This window comes from Streptomyces sp. NPDC051921 (assembly GCF_040680975.1).
Taxonomy (GTDB): domain Bacteria; phylum Actinomycetota; class Actinomycetes; order Streptomycetales; family Streptomycetaceae; genus Streptomyces.
Window position 1 is genome coordinate 67,113 of record NZ_JBFAXU010000013.1, and the last position, 16,527, is coordinate 83,639.

Consider the following 16,527-nt stretch of genomic DNA (forward strand, 5'->3'; position numbering starts at 1 on the left):
CTCTCAGGCGGCCGGCCGATTGGCGCGGCGGAGTTTGGCGGCGAATTCGATGACGGCATCGGCGGGGATCCGGCGGAGGCGGCCGAGAGGTACGGATTCCAGCTCGCCGGTGCCGATGTAGCGGTAGCAGAGGGTCCGGCCGATCTGGAGACGGCGAGCTGCCTCCTCGGGCTTCAGCAGGACGAGCGTGGGGTCAAAGGTCACTTCGGGAAGGGCCGCTTCCATGCGGTGCTCCTTGGCAGATCGGAGGTGGCAGATGTGTCCGAGGTCGGGATTTCTGCGTCACTGCGTCATTCGCGTCACTCGCGAAGCTGACCTGCGGTTTTCGGTGACGCAGGGGCCCGCGTGCTGTGTCACCGACTGACACAGGCCTGCGTCAGTCGGTGACGCAGGTGACGCGGGGTGACGCAGGATTCGGGGCTCTGCGTCACCGCTGTCTGCGCAGGTCGCGGGCGGTTTCGGGGCCGTCTGTGACGCAGGTGACGCAGCGTCTTCCTACTTAGGAAAAAGAGAGGGGTGGTGTCTGTGGTTGTGCGTGCCTTCGGGAGTAAAGAAGGAGCCGCTTCGCGGCGCGCCTTTTGAGCGGCGGCGCGGCCGCCGAGAAGCAAGAGGAGCACGCCGCGCCCGGGGCGGGGTGCTCCTCTTGCCTGTGCGTGCGCGGTCGCGGCGCTGGGTCAGAACATCGGGTTCTGCTCCTCGGTCGGCGGCTTGGAGCGGCTCATCTCGATGTAGCGGGCGGCGTTGGTGCGCCCCCAGTCGACGAGCACGCCGCGGGCGGCGAGTACGGGCTGCAGCCGCTTGAGCCGGTCGGAGAGGACTTTCCCGGTGGTGGGCCATCCCTTGGGCAGGGGGCGGAAGTCCTCGCCGGTGTAGAGCTGGGTGAGGCAGTGCAGCCACTCGGCCGACGTCATCCGAGATTCCGTGCCGGGCTCGATGCCGGCGGCGTGCTTGAGGACGGTCTGGGCGAGCAGGTCCCCCTCGATCACGTCGTCGTTGAGGTCGTCCAGGCTGGCCCGGTACGCGTCGAGTGCTCCGAAGCCGGTGGCGGCGTCGAGCTGCGCGCACAGGTGCGCGAAGTCGGCCATGCGCAGGTCGGTGGGGATGTCTGCCTGGGTTGCGCGGACCTTGACCGTGAGGTCGAGCAGCGAGCCCAGGACGATGGGCAGGATCTCCTCGTACTCCGCCCAGAGTTCCGCCTCGGTCCGCCGCACCCGCGGGCGCTCCAGACGGAGAGGCAGGAGTCGTTCGGCGAGGTCGGGGCGGATGACACCGACGTCGATGCCGGTCATGAGCAGCGGCCGGCGGTAGCGGGAGCGCACCACGTCGCCATCGGTGAACAGCGCGCGCTTGATGTTCTCCGCTCCGGTGACGATGCAGCACATGGCGTCGGAGAGGTCCGGGCCGAGGTGGGAGAGGTTGTCCAGGGCGGTGACCCATCCGGCGGCCACGGCAGTGATCAGGTTCTCCTCGTCCTTCGGGGCGCGGCGCAGGTCGCCGCTCATGCCTTCGATGATCCGCATGAGCATCCGTCCGCCGGTGGACTTGCCCGCGCCCTGGGGTCCGGTGAGGAACGGGGCGGGCACGGGCACGGACGGGCCGAGGCAACCGATCAGCCACGCCAGGGCCAGACTCTCGGCCTCGGCGCTGGCGAAGTTGCACAGCCGCATCAGCAGGTCGATGCCCTTGCCGTCGGTCTTCTCGGCCGGCAGGGGCAGTTCGCCGGTGAGCTGGGTGCGACGCCAGCACACCTCCCTGGGGTCGGGGGTGAGGATCTTCCAGCCGGTGGGGTGGATGCGGACGGACTTGCCGTCGTCGCGGCCCAGGTCGAGCCAGGTTGCGCCGTCGAATCCGGGGGCGACGCGGATGTGGGTGGGCTGTACGTCCTCGGTGAGCGCGAGTGCTTCGATCAAGTCCAAAGCCTCCTTCAAGGCCGTGCCGTTGAAGACGCCCAGGCCGTCGCGGAACAGCCCGACCATGAGTTCTTGGCGGTGGCTGCCGGTGGTGCCTTGGGAGCGGATGGGGCGGGCGACGGGGTGGCCGTTGCGCTGGGCGTAGACGGTGCCGTCGACGGTGCGGAAGTACCGGAAGTTGGCCTGCGCGTAGTCGGTGATGATCTCGCGGGCCGGAGTCTTCTCGTCCTCGGCCACGATCAGAGCCCCAGGCTCGTACGGGCGTTGGTCCAGGCATCCGTGCAGTGCCGGGCCGATTCGCCCTTGGCCTGCGCGGCGGTGAACAGACGGGCGATGTGCACGTCGGTCAGACAGCCGCACCGGCCGTGGGCGGACAGCACCGCAAGGAACGTCCGGTAGACGGTGGCGTGGATCGCGCTGTCCGCGTTGGTGATGCGCTGCTCGGCCATGGCGATGCCCCGTTCCAGGTAAGCGGGCGAGCGGTGGCGGCACGGTCCGCCACCCGCCGGCGCGGGCACGGCGACCGCGACTCGGGCCGAGCGCACGGCCGGTGCCTTGACGATCAGGGAGCGAACAGCCGCCGGAAGGGGAGCAAGGGTGCCGCTGCCAGGGCCGAGCCAGCGCGCGTAGGACATAGAGGACTTGATGTCCACACCCGCCCGCACACCGTTGGCGGACTGCATCGTGCCCCGGTAGATCCAGTGCTCGCCCCGCGTCGTGGCCAAGGTGCGCGTCGGGGGCAGGGTCTCCTGGGCCCAGATGACCGCGTCGGCGTCGTCGAGGTCGACGACAGTGACCCCGGCGCCGCCGGGGTGGTAGGCGACGGCCCCGGCCCGGCGCCAGGAGGTCGCCCACGGGCCGGAGGACAGCACAGCGGGGTCGGTGGTCGCTGCGGCCCAGGCGTGGCACGGACGCGGGCACTGGCACGGTCCGGGGGTCTTCATGCTGGGCCGTCCGCCGCATCGGTTGTCTCGGCAGGCGGGGCAGTTGCCGAACGGGCGCTTGTCAGCACTCAGCGGCAGCACCGGCAGGCCGCTGGCGGCGAGGGTGAGCGCGGTGTCGAGGGTGTCGCGTGCGAGGGTCATGCCGCCTCCAGCAGCGGCCAACGGCCGTCTCGCCGGAACTGAATCGGATGAGTCATGCTGGTCTTGCTCCTGTTTCTGTCGAAGGGACGGAGAGCCGAGGCGGTCGCGGTCTTTGGAGAGAGGCGACCGCCTCGGGCGTAGCTACTGCCGGGCGATCCAGTGGGCGTACTGCTGGCGGGCGTAGTGGCGGGGGTCGACGTCGGTCGTGATGCCGTCGCCGCCCATCAGCTGCCGTCCCGCTTCCTCGGCGGCTGCGGCGGCTTCATCGACGGCCGGGGAGATGTCGTCGCCGAGGGCGATGCGGTCCAGGAGCGCGGCCTTGCGGAGCCAGAACTCGCGGCCTCCCTTGAACGGCTTGGCGGCCACGGCGCGGGCGATCCACCCGATCTCTCTGGTGATGCTCGGTGCCTTCGCGTAGGCCTGTTCCGGGGTGGGCCAGTCCTCGGCGGCGGGGTGGTGGTCGGCGCTGACGTACAGGCGGGTCTGGTGTCCGTCGCGGGTGGGGTGCTTGCGTACGACGCCGGTGGTGAAGGCGCCGGCGAGGGCGGTGGTGACGCGGTCGGTGTCGTCGGGGTCGCAGATGATCCGGATCTCGAACACGGGTCAGTGCTCCTTGGTGGTGTTGGTGGCGGGGAGTTCGGGGAGTCCGGCGCGGGTGAGTGCCTGGGGGTCGAAGGCCGGCAGTGCGGCGCGGGTGATGAGGGCAGTGGCGAGCTGCTCGGCGTAGAGGGCGCCGGAGCGGGCGACTTCGATCTGTGCTCCGGCGCGCAGGGCTTCCACGCGCTCGATGTGGGCGTGCTCCTCGCGGCGCTCGCTCGTGTGCCGTTCGTGGGCGACGGTGGCGCGGCGGTCGGTGCGCCAGTAGCGGGCGGCGAGCCCGTACGTGATGGCGGTGGCGATCGCGCACAGCAGCAGCGGGAGGGAGAGGCCGTCGGCGTATCCGGCGACGCCGGCGAGGGCGAGCCCGCCGGAGGCGGCGAACGCGGTTCCGGCGAGGACGCCGTCTCCGTTGCGTCCGGCGGAGGCGAAAGCGCCGGCCGTCGCTGCTCCGGCGGAGAGCACGACCATGAGGGCGGCGTTGCCGGTGGAGTGTTCGGCGCCGTTGGCGTTCCAGATGCGGCCGAGGATCAGGACGGTGGTGGTGGCGATGGCGGGTGCTGCCTTCGGCAGGGCCGCGGCGAGCCAGTGCCGGGCGGTGTTCGGTTCGTTCATCGCAGGCGCTCCTTGGGCTAGTTGGCGAGGTCGGAGAGGGCCGTGGCGGAGGCCTGGACGAGGTGGGTGATCGGCTCGTAGGCGCCGGTACCGGCGGCGAAGAAGCCGAAGAGGAACAGGACGAGGGCGGCGCCGACACCGGAGGACTTGGTCTTGACGGCGAAGGTGGAAGCGGCGCCGAAGAGCAGAACGGCGGAGATCTCGAACATCACGGGTGGGCTCCTGTCGTTGCGGGTCAGCGGGTGCCGGCTCGGTGGATGCGGGCGGCGCGGTTGTAGAGCCAGCGGCCGAGGCGTATGCGGATGCCGTGGCCCTTGCAGCGGCGGCAGGTCTTGCCGCGCTTGGGCTTGCCCTTGCGGTCCGTCTTGAGGGCGAAGCCGAGTCCGTTGCACTTGCGGCACCGGCCGAACGGCGAGGCCGCACACAAGGACGCGTAACACAGCGTGATGAAGGCAAGGCATGCGCTAGCAGCAAGGAACGGGGTCACCGGGGGCCCTCCGGGCGGGATTCGGGGGTTTTCGCAGGTCACCCGCTAGGCACTAGCGGGCTGATCAGATGCGGTATGGGGTGCTAGCGGTGCCGCTAGACCTAGCGGGGTATGGCGCTAGGTCTAGCGGCGAATCCGGCTAGCTCGCGTCTCGGTTTCCGTCACGTTCTGTGATGGCCGTGGAGATGCGGGAGCGCTCGATGCCGCGCCGGTTGGCGCCCTTGCCGCTGTCGGTCTTGCCCCACACCTGGGTGGTGGAGATGCCGTGCGGCTTGAGGGCGGCGGCCAGTCCCTCGGGGTCCCAGCCGCCGTAGACGTCGGGGCGCAGCTCGGCGAGGCGGGCCGCGACGACTTCGGACCAGACCTTGGGCTCTTCGGCGGGGACGACGGCGAGGATGTCGCGCAGCAGGTCGTACGCGCTGGTCTCGCCGGTCTCGAACGACTCGCCCAGCGCGTGGCCGGAGAGGGTGCCGGCCTGTTCGCGGAGCTTGCGGGCGCGCAGGCCGATGGTCTCGGCGGTGGGGGCGTCGACGTAGACGGAGGAGACGATCCGGGCGTCCGCTCCTTCGCCGACGAAGTAGTGGATGCCCTTGTCCTTCCAGGAGAACATCGTGGCCCGCACGCCTCGCTTGTACGAGGACGTGCCCAGGACCATGTCGTTCTCCAGCTGGCCCATGACCTTGAGGCAGAACCGGGCCGAGGCGTTCGCGCTGATGCCGGTCGGCAGGGCCTTGGCGTCGGGGCGCTGGGTGGCGAGCAGCAGCACGATGCCGGTGGCCGGGCCGCGCTTGACCAGGTCGGTGCAGATTTCCTCGAACTCCGCCCCGTGCTTGGGGTGTTCGAACCAGACCTGGCACTCGTCGACGCCGACGACGATCGGGTGGAGTCCCAGGTTCTTCATGTTCGCCAGTTCGCTGGTGACCTTCGACTCCGGGCAGATGTCCCGGGGCAGGGAGCGGATCATCTTCGCCCGGCGCCGCAGCTCGTCCCGCAGTTCCCGCAGGTCAGCGAGGGCGTACTCGATGTCCTCGTCGTCGTCTCCGGCGCGGTGGCGGTGCGAGACGCGCTCGCCGACCGGGTCGAGGTCGCCGGTGCCCTTGAGGTCGTAGGTGTGCAGCTCGGCCCGCGGGTCGAGGGCGACGATCAGGAGCAGCAGGCGCAGGAGGAACGTCTTGCCCATGCGAGGGATCGCGCCGATGACGGCGGCGATGTACATGAGCGTCATCTCCACCCAGCGCCCGCGCTGGTCGGTGCCGAACGCGACCGGCTTGAACAGGTCCGTGGCCCCGCCCTTGAGCAGCGGCCATGCCGGCTTCTTCGCGGTCGACATGTCCTGGTCGCCGACCCACAGCACCAGGTGGCCGGTGTGCTCCTCCGGGACCGCCTCGGGCCACACGCAGCCCAGCGGGCGGCGCAGGCCAGAGGCGAGCTTGTCGCGGCGCTCGATCACGTCCGTGACGGTCACGCCGTAGGGGAGGTCGCCCTCCGCACGCCAGCCCGGCCCGTCGCGGGTGATCGGAGCGGTGAACGTGAACCCGTCGCGGCCCTTGCCCTGCGCCTGGTTGATCGCCGGAATCCCCAGCGCCCCCAATGCCCGCAGCACGATGTCGGATGTGAGCTTCGGTGCCTTGGTGACCTCCACGGCCCGGTTCACCACCGGGGCGTCGGCCCGGCCGCCGGCCGACCCGAGGGCGAGCAGCAGCGCCCCGACCGAGACCGCCTGAAGCCAGCCCGGAGCCAGGACGTACAGGGCGAGCGCGGCGCCCATCCCGATCAGTGCGGCGAGGGTGGCGACCAGGGTACGCAGGCGTACCCGGCCGTCGCGCTGCCGCGACAGCTTCAGGTACTCCCCGGCGTCCTCGCGCCGGACGGCGGCGAGTCGGACGGGCTCGCCCTCGCGGTCGGCCACCCAGCGCAACGTGCCGCCGACGAACTTCGCCGCGCCCCGCGGGGCCTGGAGCGCGAGGCGCCCGGCGTAGACCGGGGAGCGGAGCGCGTGGTACCCGGCGAGGTGGGCGTAGTGCGAGGCCACCCAGGTGGCCGCGGTCTTGAGTTCAGCCGTCGACCGCAGCCACGCCGGGACGATCGCCCGCCGCTTCGCACCGATCAGTCGGCCGAGGTATCCGGGCCCGGCGACATCCGGGCCGTCGACCAACCGGCGGGCCGACGGGTCGCCCGACTCGTCCGCGTGGGAGTCGGGCGACGCGTCGGCGGTGGAGTTGGCCGACTCGGCGCGGGCGGTACGGGCCTTGTCGAGGTCGACCACGTCGGCCCCGTCGTCGGCCGACCAGTCGGCGGACATGTCGGCTTCGAGTCGGTCGAAGAACTCGTTCTCTTCGTCGGGGTGCTTCACTGAAGCTTCCTTCTCTCGGGAGGGAACGGCGGGCCCGGCCGGCGCTGTGGAAGGTGAGCGGCCGGGCCCGTGCGGAGAATCGTCAGCCCGTTTCGGAGGAGAGAGGGGTAGGAAAGTACCCCCTTGCTGACGAGTAGGGTTTGCACCTCTTTGGTGATCAAGAGGTGCGCTGGTCGTTGAGGTAGGCACAGGGGACGCAGGTGCCGAGCGAGGTCGGGATCACGTATCCGACGTCGGTACGGCACTGCGGGCAGGTCCGCCGGGCGAGCGCGCCCCACTTCCGTGAGGTCATCGGCCGGACCGGCTTGGCCAGGTCGATGCGGTAGAGGTAGCCGACCAGCACGCCGGACTTCCGTCCGCGGCTGCGGCGCATGACCTGAGCCGCGACCGGCTGACCGCCGGGCCGCAACCCTCGGGCCCGGAGCTGGCGGCGGGTGGCATAGCCGTCGGGGGCGTAGCGCCACGGGTAAGTCGGTATCCCGAACGTCGCCCCGGTCGGGTCAAGGCACTTCCCGAACGTCGGGGACATCAAGCGGCCGCCACGATCGCAGGGGCGTCGGTGCGGGCGCCTCGGCGTCCGGAGCGGCGGCCAGCGACGGTGGCAAACAGCCGCCCCAGCCCCGCCCGCCGAACGCCGGCGCGGGCCTGTTTGGCCGCGTACATGGCCTCATCGGCGCGGCCAAGAAGAGCGGACAGGTCTTCGCCCGGGTGGTCGGCGGCGCGGACCCAGCCGAGGGACACCGTGGTGGCCACCTGCGGGCTGGCCTGGTCGGCGGGGCGGGCCAGCACGCCGTGGAGGACGGCGAGGAGGTCCGCGACGCTGCCGTGGGCGTCGATGACGACGGCGGCGAACTCATCGCCGCCCAGGCGCCCGGCAACACCGTTCGGGCCGACGTAGTGGGCGAGCCGGTCAGCGGTCGCCCTCAGCAGCGCGTCCCCGGCGGCGTGGCCATGGCGGTCGTTGATCTGCTTGAAGTGGTCGACGTCCGCGAGGATCACCACCGCCCGCTCATCGCGCAGGAGCGCGGCGGCGCGGCGGGTGAAGCCCTCGCGGGTCCTCAGCCCGGTGAGCGGGTCGCGGCGGGCGGTGCGCAGTCGCGTGCGGAGCCACAGCACATGGCCGGACCATCCGGCGGCGAGCGGGCCGCCCGCGGCGAGGACGGTTAAGAGCGTGTTCATGCGGCGACCTCCTCGGCCGTCTCGGTGGATTCGGCGGGCTCCTCGGTCTTGGTCTCGACCGGGTGCAGCGGCAGGCGGTCGGCTCGCTCGGCGAGCAGCGCATCCCGCAGGGTGCGGGAGTTGGCGGCCGAACAGTGCAGCGCGGTCCGGATGGCCTCGGCGTTGATCGCTGCAGGGACCCAGTCGGCGGTCAGCTTGCGGGCCTCGGCCAGTAGCTCGGCCGCGGTGCGCGGCGCCTTCGGGCTCTTGCCCTTCGGCTTGGACGGACCGCGCTTGCGGGGTGTCCGCTCCTTCGGCTCCTCCGGCGGCGAAGGAGGTGCCTGGGTCTCGCCCTCCGGCTCCGGCTCCTCCTCGGCAGGCTCGGGCGCCTCGGGGGCGAGCTCGCCCAGCCGCAGCAGGACCCGCTCGCGGCGCGGGGTCTTCGACCGCCACCGGCGCCCGTAGGTCTCGCGGAGATCGGCGCGGGCGAGCTGCCGCTCTTTCTCGCGGGCGAGAGCGTCGGCGTAGGAGGTGATCTCCCACAGCGTCATCCGCCGCCACAGCGAGAACGTGGACGGGAAGGCGAGCAGCCACCGGGACGCGCGGATCTTGTCCATCCGGCGGCCGGTTGCGGCCCCGATCCGTACGGCGTAGATGTGGGCGCCGATCTCGGAGAACACCACCCACAGCAGCGGCATCGTGCCGTGCGCCAGCTTCGCCCACACCCCCTGACCGGCGGCAACGTTCAGGCCGCAGGTCACCAGGGTCAGGACCCAGGGAACGAACCTGACCCACGCCAGGGCCATGTCCATCCGGATCAGCAGCAGGTTGGCCACAGTGAACACCGGGATCGCCACGTCGATGCCAACCGGCAGCATCCACGGCTCACCGAACCCCCACCGCAGAGCGGCAGCGGACACGGCATCGAACGAGGAGATCAGTCCGAGGGCACCGACACCGGCCGCGGCGAGCGCGCCGACGCCGGCGAGGCCCATCTCCGGACGGGTCAGCGGCGGGACCCCGGCGCGGTCCGCCTCGGTCACGGCCGTCATGCCGCCACTCCCCTGCGGGAGCGCGTCCGGCGGGCCGTGGCCCGGGCCAGCGGGATGACGTTGAACAGCTCCGGCGCGTACGCCTCAATCGCCTCGGCGGCGATGCGGCTCACGTCGTCCGGCAGGTTGGGGTTGTCCGCGACGATGTCGCGGGCCGCGTCCAGGCGGGCCGCGCGCTCCTCCTCGGTCTCGCCCTCCACGCCGAGCCACAGCTCAACCGGCGTGCCGAGGGCGAGCTCCACAAAGTCGTTGGTGCTGACGGCCTGATGAGTGCCGATGTACGCACGCACGATTGATCGCTCCTGAGTGTCGAAGGGAAGCCGGGCTGTCGCGGTCTTTGGAGAGAGGCGACAGCCTCGGCGGCTCGCGCGGCGAGTGCCGGCGGGCCGGTGTCCCGGCCGGGAGTCGAACCCGGCCTGACGACCATCGGGACTGTGCTTCGGACCTCCGATACGCATGGCACCGCTTGCCTTGGAGAGGTCCGATCTCCCAAGGGGCAGGGCGGCATCAAGGTGGGCCATGCGGTTCTTTAGAGCCGATTGCGTGTCCCCCTGCGGGGTGTGAGGCCCGGTTGTGACGCGGGCCCGGTCTCGGTCGGCTGGTCTCCACTCGCCTCGGCCGGTGCGCTCACGGCCGTCCTGCTGCGGTGGATCACGCTGTGGAGTTGTCGGCGGTGCATTCGTGCAGCTCAGAGCAGCCCAAAGAAGGCCCCTCTTGAGTCGTTGATCAGCAGTTGGACCACCGTTTCCGGGGCGCCCTGCTTGGTGACAAGCCTCTTCGCGTCCGACTCCGAAATCGAATGACGGCTTGTCATATGAGGCCTGTCGCCGGAGCGTTGGCCTCACGACAAACATGGTGCACTTAGTGCACCATGTTGGCAAGTGGCTCGGCTCACCTGAAGGGAATGGATGCGGGGGAGACTGGTGTACTAGGTGCAACAACCCCGACTGGAGGACCATCCCGATGACCGAGTTTCGAGGACAGCCGGCGTACCTTCAGCTAGCCGATGACCTGCGTGAACGGATCCGCAGCGGCAAGCTCGCGACGGGTACCGCGTTGCCATCGGCACAGGAGTTGATCGCAAGTTCCGGTGCTTCAAGCACCGTGGTGAAGAACGCTCTGTCTCTGCTGCGAGCAGAGGGATACGTCGTGGGGCACCAGGGCAAAGGGGTCTTCGCTCAGTTCCCGCCCCGACTCGCGGATCACTCGCGCGGTGCGGCGGACTGGGCCTTGCCGGTTCTGATCGCAGGCCTGGAGGTCGAGGCAGCGCTACGACAGTCGATGGGCAAGGGTGGCACCGGTTCGGCGGACGCCGAGGCGGCTCTTGAGCACTGGCGGGAGGCCTTCGAGAACCTGCCGGCGAGCGTCAAGAGCCGCTTGGCCCAGCCTTAGCGATCGCTGCTTGAGACTGCCGACCAGGCGTCGGAGATCATTGCCTCAAGGCTGGATCGTTCGGGCTTCCATCCCAGGTCAGTCGTGATCCGGGAGATGTCAGCGACCAGCCGCGGAGGCTCGGGCTGAGGCGGGCGGTGCACTACAGGCACCGCCTTTCCGGTCACCCGTTCTACGGTGTCAACGATCTCGCGCATGCTCGCTGCAGTGGCACCGACGTTGTAGAGCCGGTACGGGGCGGACGTGCTGCTCTCAAGGGCCAGCACATAAGCGCGAGCCAAGTCATCGACATGGACGAAGTCCCGGATCGCGTCGCCCTCGCCGTTCATCTCAAGGTGCGGGTGGCGGCCGGCCGCCACCGCCACGGCCTTGGGGATGATCCGGCTTTCATCCGCGTCCCCCACCCCAGACACGGCCCCCGAGATGTTGAAGCAGCGCAGACTGACGGCCTCGACCTCGCCCGCCTCAGCTCGGGCTCGGAGCGCATCCTCTGCGGCCAGCTTCGAAACGCCGTAGGGGTTGCTCGGCGCGGGCGCCGTGTCCTCGCTGATGGGCTGCTGCTCGGGGGCACCGTAGACCGCCGCGGTCGAGCCAAGGATGACCCTGGGCGTCAGGTTCGGGGAGGCAGCGGCAAGCGCGTCCAGCAGTGCCACGGTGCCGCCGGCGTTCACGTCCTGGTACTCCTCCGGGTGGTCGAAGGACTCACGGACCCTGGTGAGAGCCGCGAGGTGACAAACACCCTCAACGCCGTCGAGAGCTTCCGCCAGTGCCGTCTTTTCCCGGATGTCGCCGTAGACGACTCGCGAAACCGGCAGCTCTGGACGGGGAGCGTCAGCTGGCCGATGTGTGAGTGCCACGACCTCATGTCCTGCTTCGGCGAGCCGTCGTACGACCGCGTTGCCGACGAACCCGTAGGCGCCGGTCACAAGTACGCGCACTGATCTGCCTCTCAGCCCAGGATGAGCCCGCGATGCTGCCACGCCAGGTCGAGGCACGCGGCGGCGGCGGATGCCAGAGGTTCATTGTCCAGCAGGCGCCGGATGTTGGGCTCGGTGAACTCGATTCCGGTACCGCTGCCTCCGGCCCGGCCAGCCACGACCGCGCCTTCAGAGTTCCGCGACACCATGCCGGAAAACACGGAGTCGTAGACGTCGGCGTCGATCACCACCACGCTCAGAATCTCGCCGGCCAGCGTGAGCGGGTCCAGGCCGATCCCGAAGCAAAACGGACGCACCTTGCCCTCTCGCCGAGCCTGGTTGAGCGTCCGGAACGGCTCCGTCCCGTCGTAATCGATCGGCTCGCCGCTACTGCCGTCGGCTTCGGGGTCGCCGAGAAACTCCTCCGCGTACTCGCGAAGCACGTTGCGCCAGAGGTCGAAGTCGTTCGACTGGTCCCAGGGCATGACCGAAGACGGCTGGAACACCCCCGCTGGCATGACGTGGTAGTTCCCGCCGGCCAATGCAACATTGCTCGCGGACCGGTGGTGGAGTGGGAACGATGCGCCTTCCGGGCCCAGCCGGATAGTCAGGGTGTCGATCGACGGCAGCAACGGTCGGTGAGCCAGGTCGAAGGGGTCTCCGACCAAGGCCCGGAACGGAAGTTCCGCCCAACTTGGATCGCTGATCCAAGCGGGGTCGCTGCCGGTCTTCAGCCAGGCGCTCGCCAGCTCGTGCGCCACTCCCTCGCAGACGTCGGCCATGTCGAAGTACGTCGTGTATCCGAACGACAGCTTCGGCCGTCCGTCCGCTTGGGCGACATCGAGCAGGCGGAAGCTCGGACGGTTCACGAACAGGGACGGTCGGTCGATCATCCTGATGGCCTGGGTGTAGCGGTCGAACTTGGAGCCGTTCGCCGCGAGCGGCCGGACGCCCTCCGACTCCCTCTCTCGCCCGCTCACCTCCGGCGGAAGCGTCTGGGTGAGCCAGGACAGTTCGACGTCTGCGAAGTCGACTGGCTCGGGCCACATCCAAGACTCACGAGTGAGCACCGGGCTGTTTCCGGCGCGGCATACGTCCGGGTAGAGACGCGCGGCGGCCTGCGTGAGGTCGGCCCGGTGCCGGTTGAGCTCGCGACGCGTCATGCGCCAGCGACGTTGGTCGTCGACAGCGGCAAGTGGGCTCCGCTCCCCCGTGTCAGGAACGGAGGCGACCGTGACCGCCGGTTCAGCAGGCGGGAGCAAGCCCAGTTCCTCTTCAGGCAGGGCGAGCACGGTAGCGAGCCTGCGAAGCTCAGCCATGTCCCGGATGGTCCGCTTGCCGCGCTCGAGCAAGGACACGTACGACTGGTCGTAACCGAGCAGGTCAGCGAGATCCTGCTGCTTGAGCTTGTGGAGGGCCCTGTACGCCTTGAGCACATCGGCCAGGTTCGAGCCGTCCGGAGGAGCAGTCCGCTCCTTATCCCCGACAAGCCAGTGTGGCGAGGAGGGCTCAGGCGGTACAGCCTGCGGGTGACCGCCAGAGGCTCCAGGGCCGATTGCCCTGCGGCAGGGGCTGCACACGGTGTCGGTGTTGCTTCGGCTTAACTTCGTGCCGCACCTCGTGCAGAGGGATGGTGCCAGCGGCGGAACATTCATTCAAACTCCTTGGGTGGAACAGCAATCATTCCGACGCAGCCGAAGCGCTTGAAGAGACAGGCGGGCTCGTGGGCGTTGAGCGGTTGACCGGCATGGCTTACCTCTGAAGAGGCAGAGAGGGGATGAACGAAGAGGGCCCCCAGCGCTACCACTCCGGCAATATACTTACGCCGCCTCCCGTGGAGAACATGCTAATGGGAACAGTCGACTCGGTAACCGTGGACCAAACACTCACACCCATGACTCGGTAGTCAACCGAGGCCACTTTATTGGACCACTGTCGGAACTCGCGCACGTCCATATCCGTGACACTTTTCACCACGGGCCTGATGCAGGTCAGGACAGAATCGAAACAGGCACCAATCAAGTCGGAGATAAGATGGGAGTCATCAACGGCGCTAAAAGTGAACGTAATGGCGTGAGGGTCCGCGGTGAGTACGTGAACAATAGGACTAAGTCGCCGTACCTGGCTCCAGAGCGCCGTTGGTTCTAGCGTGCGATGCCGCATGTAAAATTCGGCATGCCATAGGATCCCGCTGGCGTTTTCGACCGAGTCAGGCCACACCGCCCAAGGGCGTTGACTAGCCGTAACTTTCAAGGTCACGCCGTATTGAGCCTTCGCGTGACGTATGAGTCGCTGAGCTGTCACATGCTCGCCGCCGATCCAGCCCGTCGTCACAGGGTCAGTAAAGTTCTCGGGGTCTGGAGCCCTGCGCCGATTGTAGGAAGCGCAGGCGATGAAGGCTCCTCTTTCAAGGTCACGCAATGTCTGCTCAAGGCGCCCAAGGTCATCCTGATGCGGCTTACGGACGTGCCCAATACGATGACGGATTCGCTTCAATTCTTCCTGCCGGCCATCCCATGACCGCTTTTCCAGCAGGGCGTACCCCATGTGATCCCAATTGGCCTCGATTACAGTCAACAATTGACTGTAATCCAAGTAGGCCAGCGGGTTTTCACTATCCGCCGTCGACATGTGCTTGAATTCCGCATCCTGCCGCTGCCTACCGAGGGCCAACTTCACCTGGTCAATCCAGCTTTCGCCGTACCTGGCTCTAAGTTCGACGTAGGCCAGTTCCCTCAGCCATGTCTCAATTTGCCACCAGCGCGCATAGGTCGCCAATGACTCAGCAGGCATCGCCCCGTCGGCGACCACGCCGCCTACAGCCGCGCGGGCATCGTCGGACCAGTGATCAAAGAGGCCAGCACTCATGGCACGGTTCTACTACAGCTGCGCCTCCGGCTGGGCCGATATCGCTGAGCTGCGACCAATGCCCCTTCGTGCAGCCGACCGCTGCACCGCGCACCCTCGAGGGCGGCCAGTCGCCGTCAACGACTGTCATCGCCCGGGGCCAGTCAGGGGGCGGATGGCGACGTGTCATCTCTCCCACATGGCCCACAGAGCCCCCGCCGCGACCCCAAGCGTTGTCCTGGTCTTTGTCCAGTGCATAGGAGGACACCACCGTTCACAGGCGGCCTCATGGACCCACTGGACAGTCACGGGAACGCCTGCGGACACCCCCAGACCGCGGGGCGGACAGTTGGAAAGCGTGTTGGGGGCAACCCCTCACGAGTTCGAATCTCGTATCCTCCGCCAGAGCCTGAACAGGCGAAACGAAGACCCCGGACCGCATCAGCGGCCGGGGTCTTCGGCATGCCCTGGTCTCAGTTTCGGTCTCGTTTACTTGCGGGACAGGCTCGAGGAGCGGCGAACGTCGGGGGCGACGGGGGCACACCGAGTCCCCAGAAGTAGGAGTATGTTTTATGTAGGCGTACTTCTATATCTGGAGCGCTCGTGGACAAGCCTGCCGAGATGTTCGACCGGGATTACGAGTGGTCGGCGCTGAGCCGGTTCATCACCGATCCGCAGCCCGGCGCGACTCTGGGCGTGGTCTCCGGGCGCCGCCGCCAGGGCAAGACGTTCCTGCTGGATGCCGCCTGTCGTGCCGCCGGAGGGTTCTATTTCGGTGCGACCGAGGCCGCCGATGCCGAGTCGCTACGGCGGATCAGCGCGGCGCTGACCGCCCACGTCCGTCCTGCCAGCCCGTTCCACTTCGCGGACTGGGCAGAGGCCGTCGATGCACTTCTCGCGCTCGGCGCCGAGCGGCCCGTCCCCGTGGTGATCGACGAGTTTCCGTACCTCGCCAAGGCCAACCCCGAGCTGCCCTCGATCATCCAGGAGGCGCTGCGGCCCCTGCGTGACCAGCGCACCGGCTCCCGTACCCGGCTGCTGCTGTGCGGCTCGGCGCTGTCTTTCATGGGCAGGTTGCTCTCAGGTAACGCCCCACTGCGCGGACGGGCAGGGCTGGAGTTGGTCGTCCGCCCCCTGGACCACCGCCTCGCCGCCGAGTTCTGGGGCATCACCGACCCCCACCTGGCCATGAAGGTGAACGCGATCGTGGGCGGCACCCCGGCCTATCGGCGCGAATTCGCACGCGGCGACACGCCAACGGGTCCGGATGACTTCGACGACTGGGTCGTCCGCACCGTCCTCAACCCCGAAACCCCCCTCTTCCGCGAGGCCCGCTATCTGCTGGCCGAAGAACCCGACCTTCGCGACACCGCCCTGTACCTGTCCGTCCTGGCCTCCGTCGCCGACGGCAACGCCACACGCGGGGGCATGGCCGGCTACCTGGAACGCAAGGCCACCGACATCGCCCATCCCATCAACGTCCTCGAAGACGCGGGTCTGCTACACCGGGACGCGGACGCCTTCCGCGATAACCGTCCCACCTACCGCATCGCCGAACCGCTGATCGGCTTCTACCACGCGATCATGCGACCGGTCTGGGACCAGCTCGAACGCCCCGGCAGCGCGGCAAGGGTCTGGCAAGCCAGCCGCCGCCGCTTCGTCAGCAACGTCCTCGGGCCCCACTTCGAGCAGGTCTGCAGGGACTGGGCCCTGCATCACGCCGACCCCGAACTGCTCGGCGGTCTGCCGGCCCGAGTCGGACACGGCGTTGTTCACGACCCCAAGGCCCGCACCGGCCTCGAGGTCGACGTGGCGATCGTCGGAATCGCGGATGGCGGCAAGCCGCCGCTCCTGGCCATCGGAGAGGCCAAGTGGAACGACACCATGGGCGCTGCCCACATCGAACGTCTCCGGCACATTCGCAACCTCGTCACCCTGGCAGGCCGCTACGACACCACAGACACCCAGCTCATGTGCTTCAGCGGAGCCGGCTTCAACGACAAGGCACACGCCGCGGCAGCGGCCGGTCCGGACATCCGACTGATCGACCTGGCGACCCTCTACGGCCGAGTCTGACCGCTGCCCGTGCTGTCGCATGGTGAGCGCGCCCTATG

Annotated in this window: 17 protein-coding genes; 2 read left to right on the forward strand and 15 right to left on the reverse strand. The window is 68.8% G+C overall.

Annotation, left to right across the window (positions count from 1 at the left end):
- Window positions 1–3: 3 nt before the first annotated feature.
- From AB0M16_RS18700 to AB0M16_RS18755, 12 genes are all read right to left on the reverse strand, one after another.
- Window positions 4–225 carry a helix-turn-helix domain-containing protein gene (locus AB0M16_RS18700; RefSeq protein WP_365344122.1) on the reverse strand — a complete coding sequence of 74 codons (222 nt, stop codon included), beginning with the start codon at window positions 223–225 and terminating at the stop codon, window positions 4–6.
- 449 nt (window positions 226–674) lie between these two features.
- Window positions 675–2,147 (reverse strand): ATP-binding protein, encoded by a 1,473-nt coding sequence (locus AB0M16_RS18705; protein WP_365344124.1) that lies wholly within the window; start codon window positions 2,145–2,147, stop codon window positions 675–677.
- Window positions 2,148–2,149: 2 nt separating this feature from the next.
- Window positions 2,150–2,995: a bifunctional DNA primase/polymerase gene (locus AB0M16_RS18710; RefSeq protein WP_365344126.1), complete on the reverse strand. Its 846-nt coding sequence runs from the start codon at window positions 2,993–2,995 to the stop codon at window positions 2,150–2,152.
- Window positions 2,996–3,136: 141 nt separating this feature from the next.
- Window positions 3,137–3,595 (reverse strand): hypothetical protein, encoded by a 459-nt coding sequence (locus AB0M16_RS18715; RefSeq protein ID WP_365344128.1) that lies wholly within the window; start codon window positions 3,593–3,595, stop codon window positions 3,137–3,139.
- A 3-nt stretch (window positions 3,596–3,598) separates the two neighbouring features.
- Entirely contained in the window at window positions 3,599–4,207 is a 609-nt protein-coding gene (locus tag AB0M16_RS18720) for a hypothetical protein (protein ID WP_365344130.1), read from the reverse strand.
- Window positions 4,208–4,224: 17 nt separating this feature from the next.
- A complete protein-coding gene (locus AB0M16_RS18725; RefSeq protein ID WP_365344405.1) occupies window positions 4,225–4,416 on the reverse strand; it encodes a hypothetical protein in 192 nt (63 codons plus the stop codon).
- A gap of 26 nt (window positions 4,417–4,442) precedes the next feature.
- Window positions 4,443–4,694, reverse strand: a complete 252-nt coding sequence (locus AB0M16_RS18730; protein ID WP_365344131.1) for a hypothetical protein — start codon at window positions 4,692–4,694, stop codon at window positions 4,443–4,445.
- A 139-nt stretch (window positions 4,695–4,833) separates the two neighbouring features.
- On the reverse strand, window positions 4,834–7,047 hold the full coding sequence (locus AB0M16_RS18735) for a cell division protein FtsK (protein ID WP_365344133.1): 2,214 nt from the start codon (window positions 7,045–7,047) through the stop codon (window positions 4,834–4,836).
- 157 nt (window positions 7,048–7,204) lie between these two features.
- Entirely contained in the window at window positions 7,205–7,576 is a 372-nt protein-coding gene (locus AB0M16_RS18740) for an RRQRL motif-containing zinc-binding protein (protein ID WP_365344135.1), read from the reverse strand.
- Entirely contained in the window at window positions 7,576–8,226 is a 651-nt protein-coding gene (locus AB0M16_RS18745; RefSeq protein ID WP_365344137.1) for a GGDEF domain-containing protein, read from the reverse strand. Before AB0M16_RS18745 ends, AB0M16_RS18740 begins: the two co-directional genes overlap by 1 nt.
- Window positions 8,223–9,257 (reverse strand): DUF2637 domain-containing protein, encoded by a 1,035-nt coding sequence (locus tag AB0M16_RS18750; protein ID WP_365344139.1) that lies wholly within the window; start codon window positions 9,255–9,257, stop codon window positions 8,223–8,225. The genes AB0M16_RS18745 and AB0M16_RS18750 overlap by 4 nt, the downstream gene beginning before the upstream one ends.
- Window positions 9,254–9,547: a hypothetical protein gene (locus tag AB0M16_RS18755; RefSeq protein ID WP_365344141.1), complete on the reverse strand. Its 294-nt coding sequence runs from the start codon at window positions 9,545–9,547 to the stop codon at window positions 9,254–9,256. The genes AB0M16_RS18750 and AB0M16_RS18755 overlap by 4 nt, the downstream gene beginning before the upstream one ends.
- 673 nt (window positions 9,548–10,220) lie before the next feature.
- On the opposite strand from AB0M16_RS18755, the gene AB0M16_RS18760 reads away from it, so the two are divergent.
- Window positions 10,221–10,649 (forward strand): winged helix-turn-helix domain-containing protein, encoded by a 429-nt coding sequence (locus AB0M16_RS18760; protein ID WP_365344143.1) that lies wholly within the window; start codon window positions 10,221–10,223, stop codon window positions 10,647–10,649.
- Here the strand turns inward: AB0M16_RS18760 and AB0M16_RS18765 are convergent.
- The 3 genes from AB0M16_RS18765 to AB0M16_RS18775 all read right to left on the reverse strand — a co-directional run bounded on the left by AB0M16_RS18765 (window position 10,646) and on the right by AB0M16_RS18775 (window position 14,434).
- Window positions 10,646–11,587: an NAD-dependent epimerase/dehydratase family protein gene (locus AB0M16_RS18765; protein ID WP_365344145.1), complete on the reverse strand. Its 942-nt coding sequence runs from the start codon at window positions 11,585–11,587 to the stop codon at window positions 10,646–10,648. The genes AB0M16_RS18760 and AB0M16_RS18765 overlap by 4 nt on opposite strands.
- 11 nt (window positions 11,588–11,598) lie before the next feature.
- Window positions 11,599–13,002: a helix-turn-helix transcriptional regulator gene (locus AB0M16_RS18770; protein ID WP_365344148.1), complete on the reverse strand. Its 1,404-nt coding sequence runs from the start codon at window positions 13,000–13,002 to the stop codon at window positions 11,599–11,601.
- Window positions 13,003–13,366: 364 nt separating this feature from the next.
- Window positions 13,367–14,434, reverse strand: coding sequence for a Swt1 family HEPN domain-containing protein (locus tag AB0M16_RS18775; RefSeq protein WP_365344150.1), 1,068 nt, complete (start codon window positions 14,432–14,434; stop codon window positions 13,367–13,369).
- 582 nt (window positions 14,435–15,016) lie between these two features.
- Here AB0M16_RS18775 and AB0M16_RS18780 point away from each other — a divergent pair.
- The gene (locus tag AB0M16_RS18780) at window positions 15,017–16,489 is read left to right on the forward strand and encodes an ATP-binding protein (RefSeq protein WP_365344152.1); all 1,473 of its coding nucleotides are present in this window, start codon (window positions 15,017–15,019) and stop codon (window positions 16,487–16,489) included.
- The last annotated feature ends 38 nt before the right edge of the window (window positions 16,490–16,527 follow it).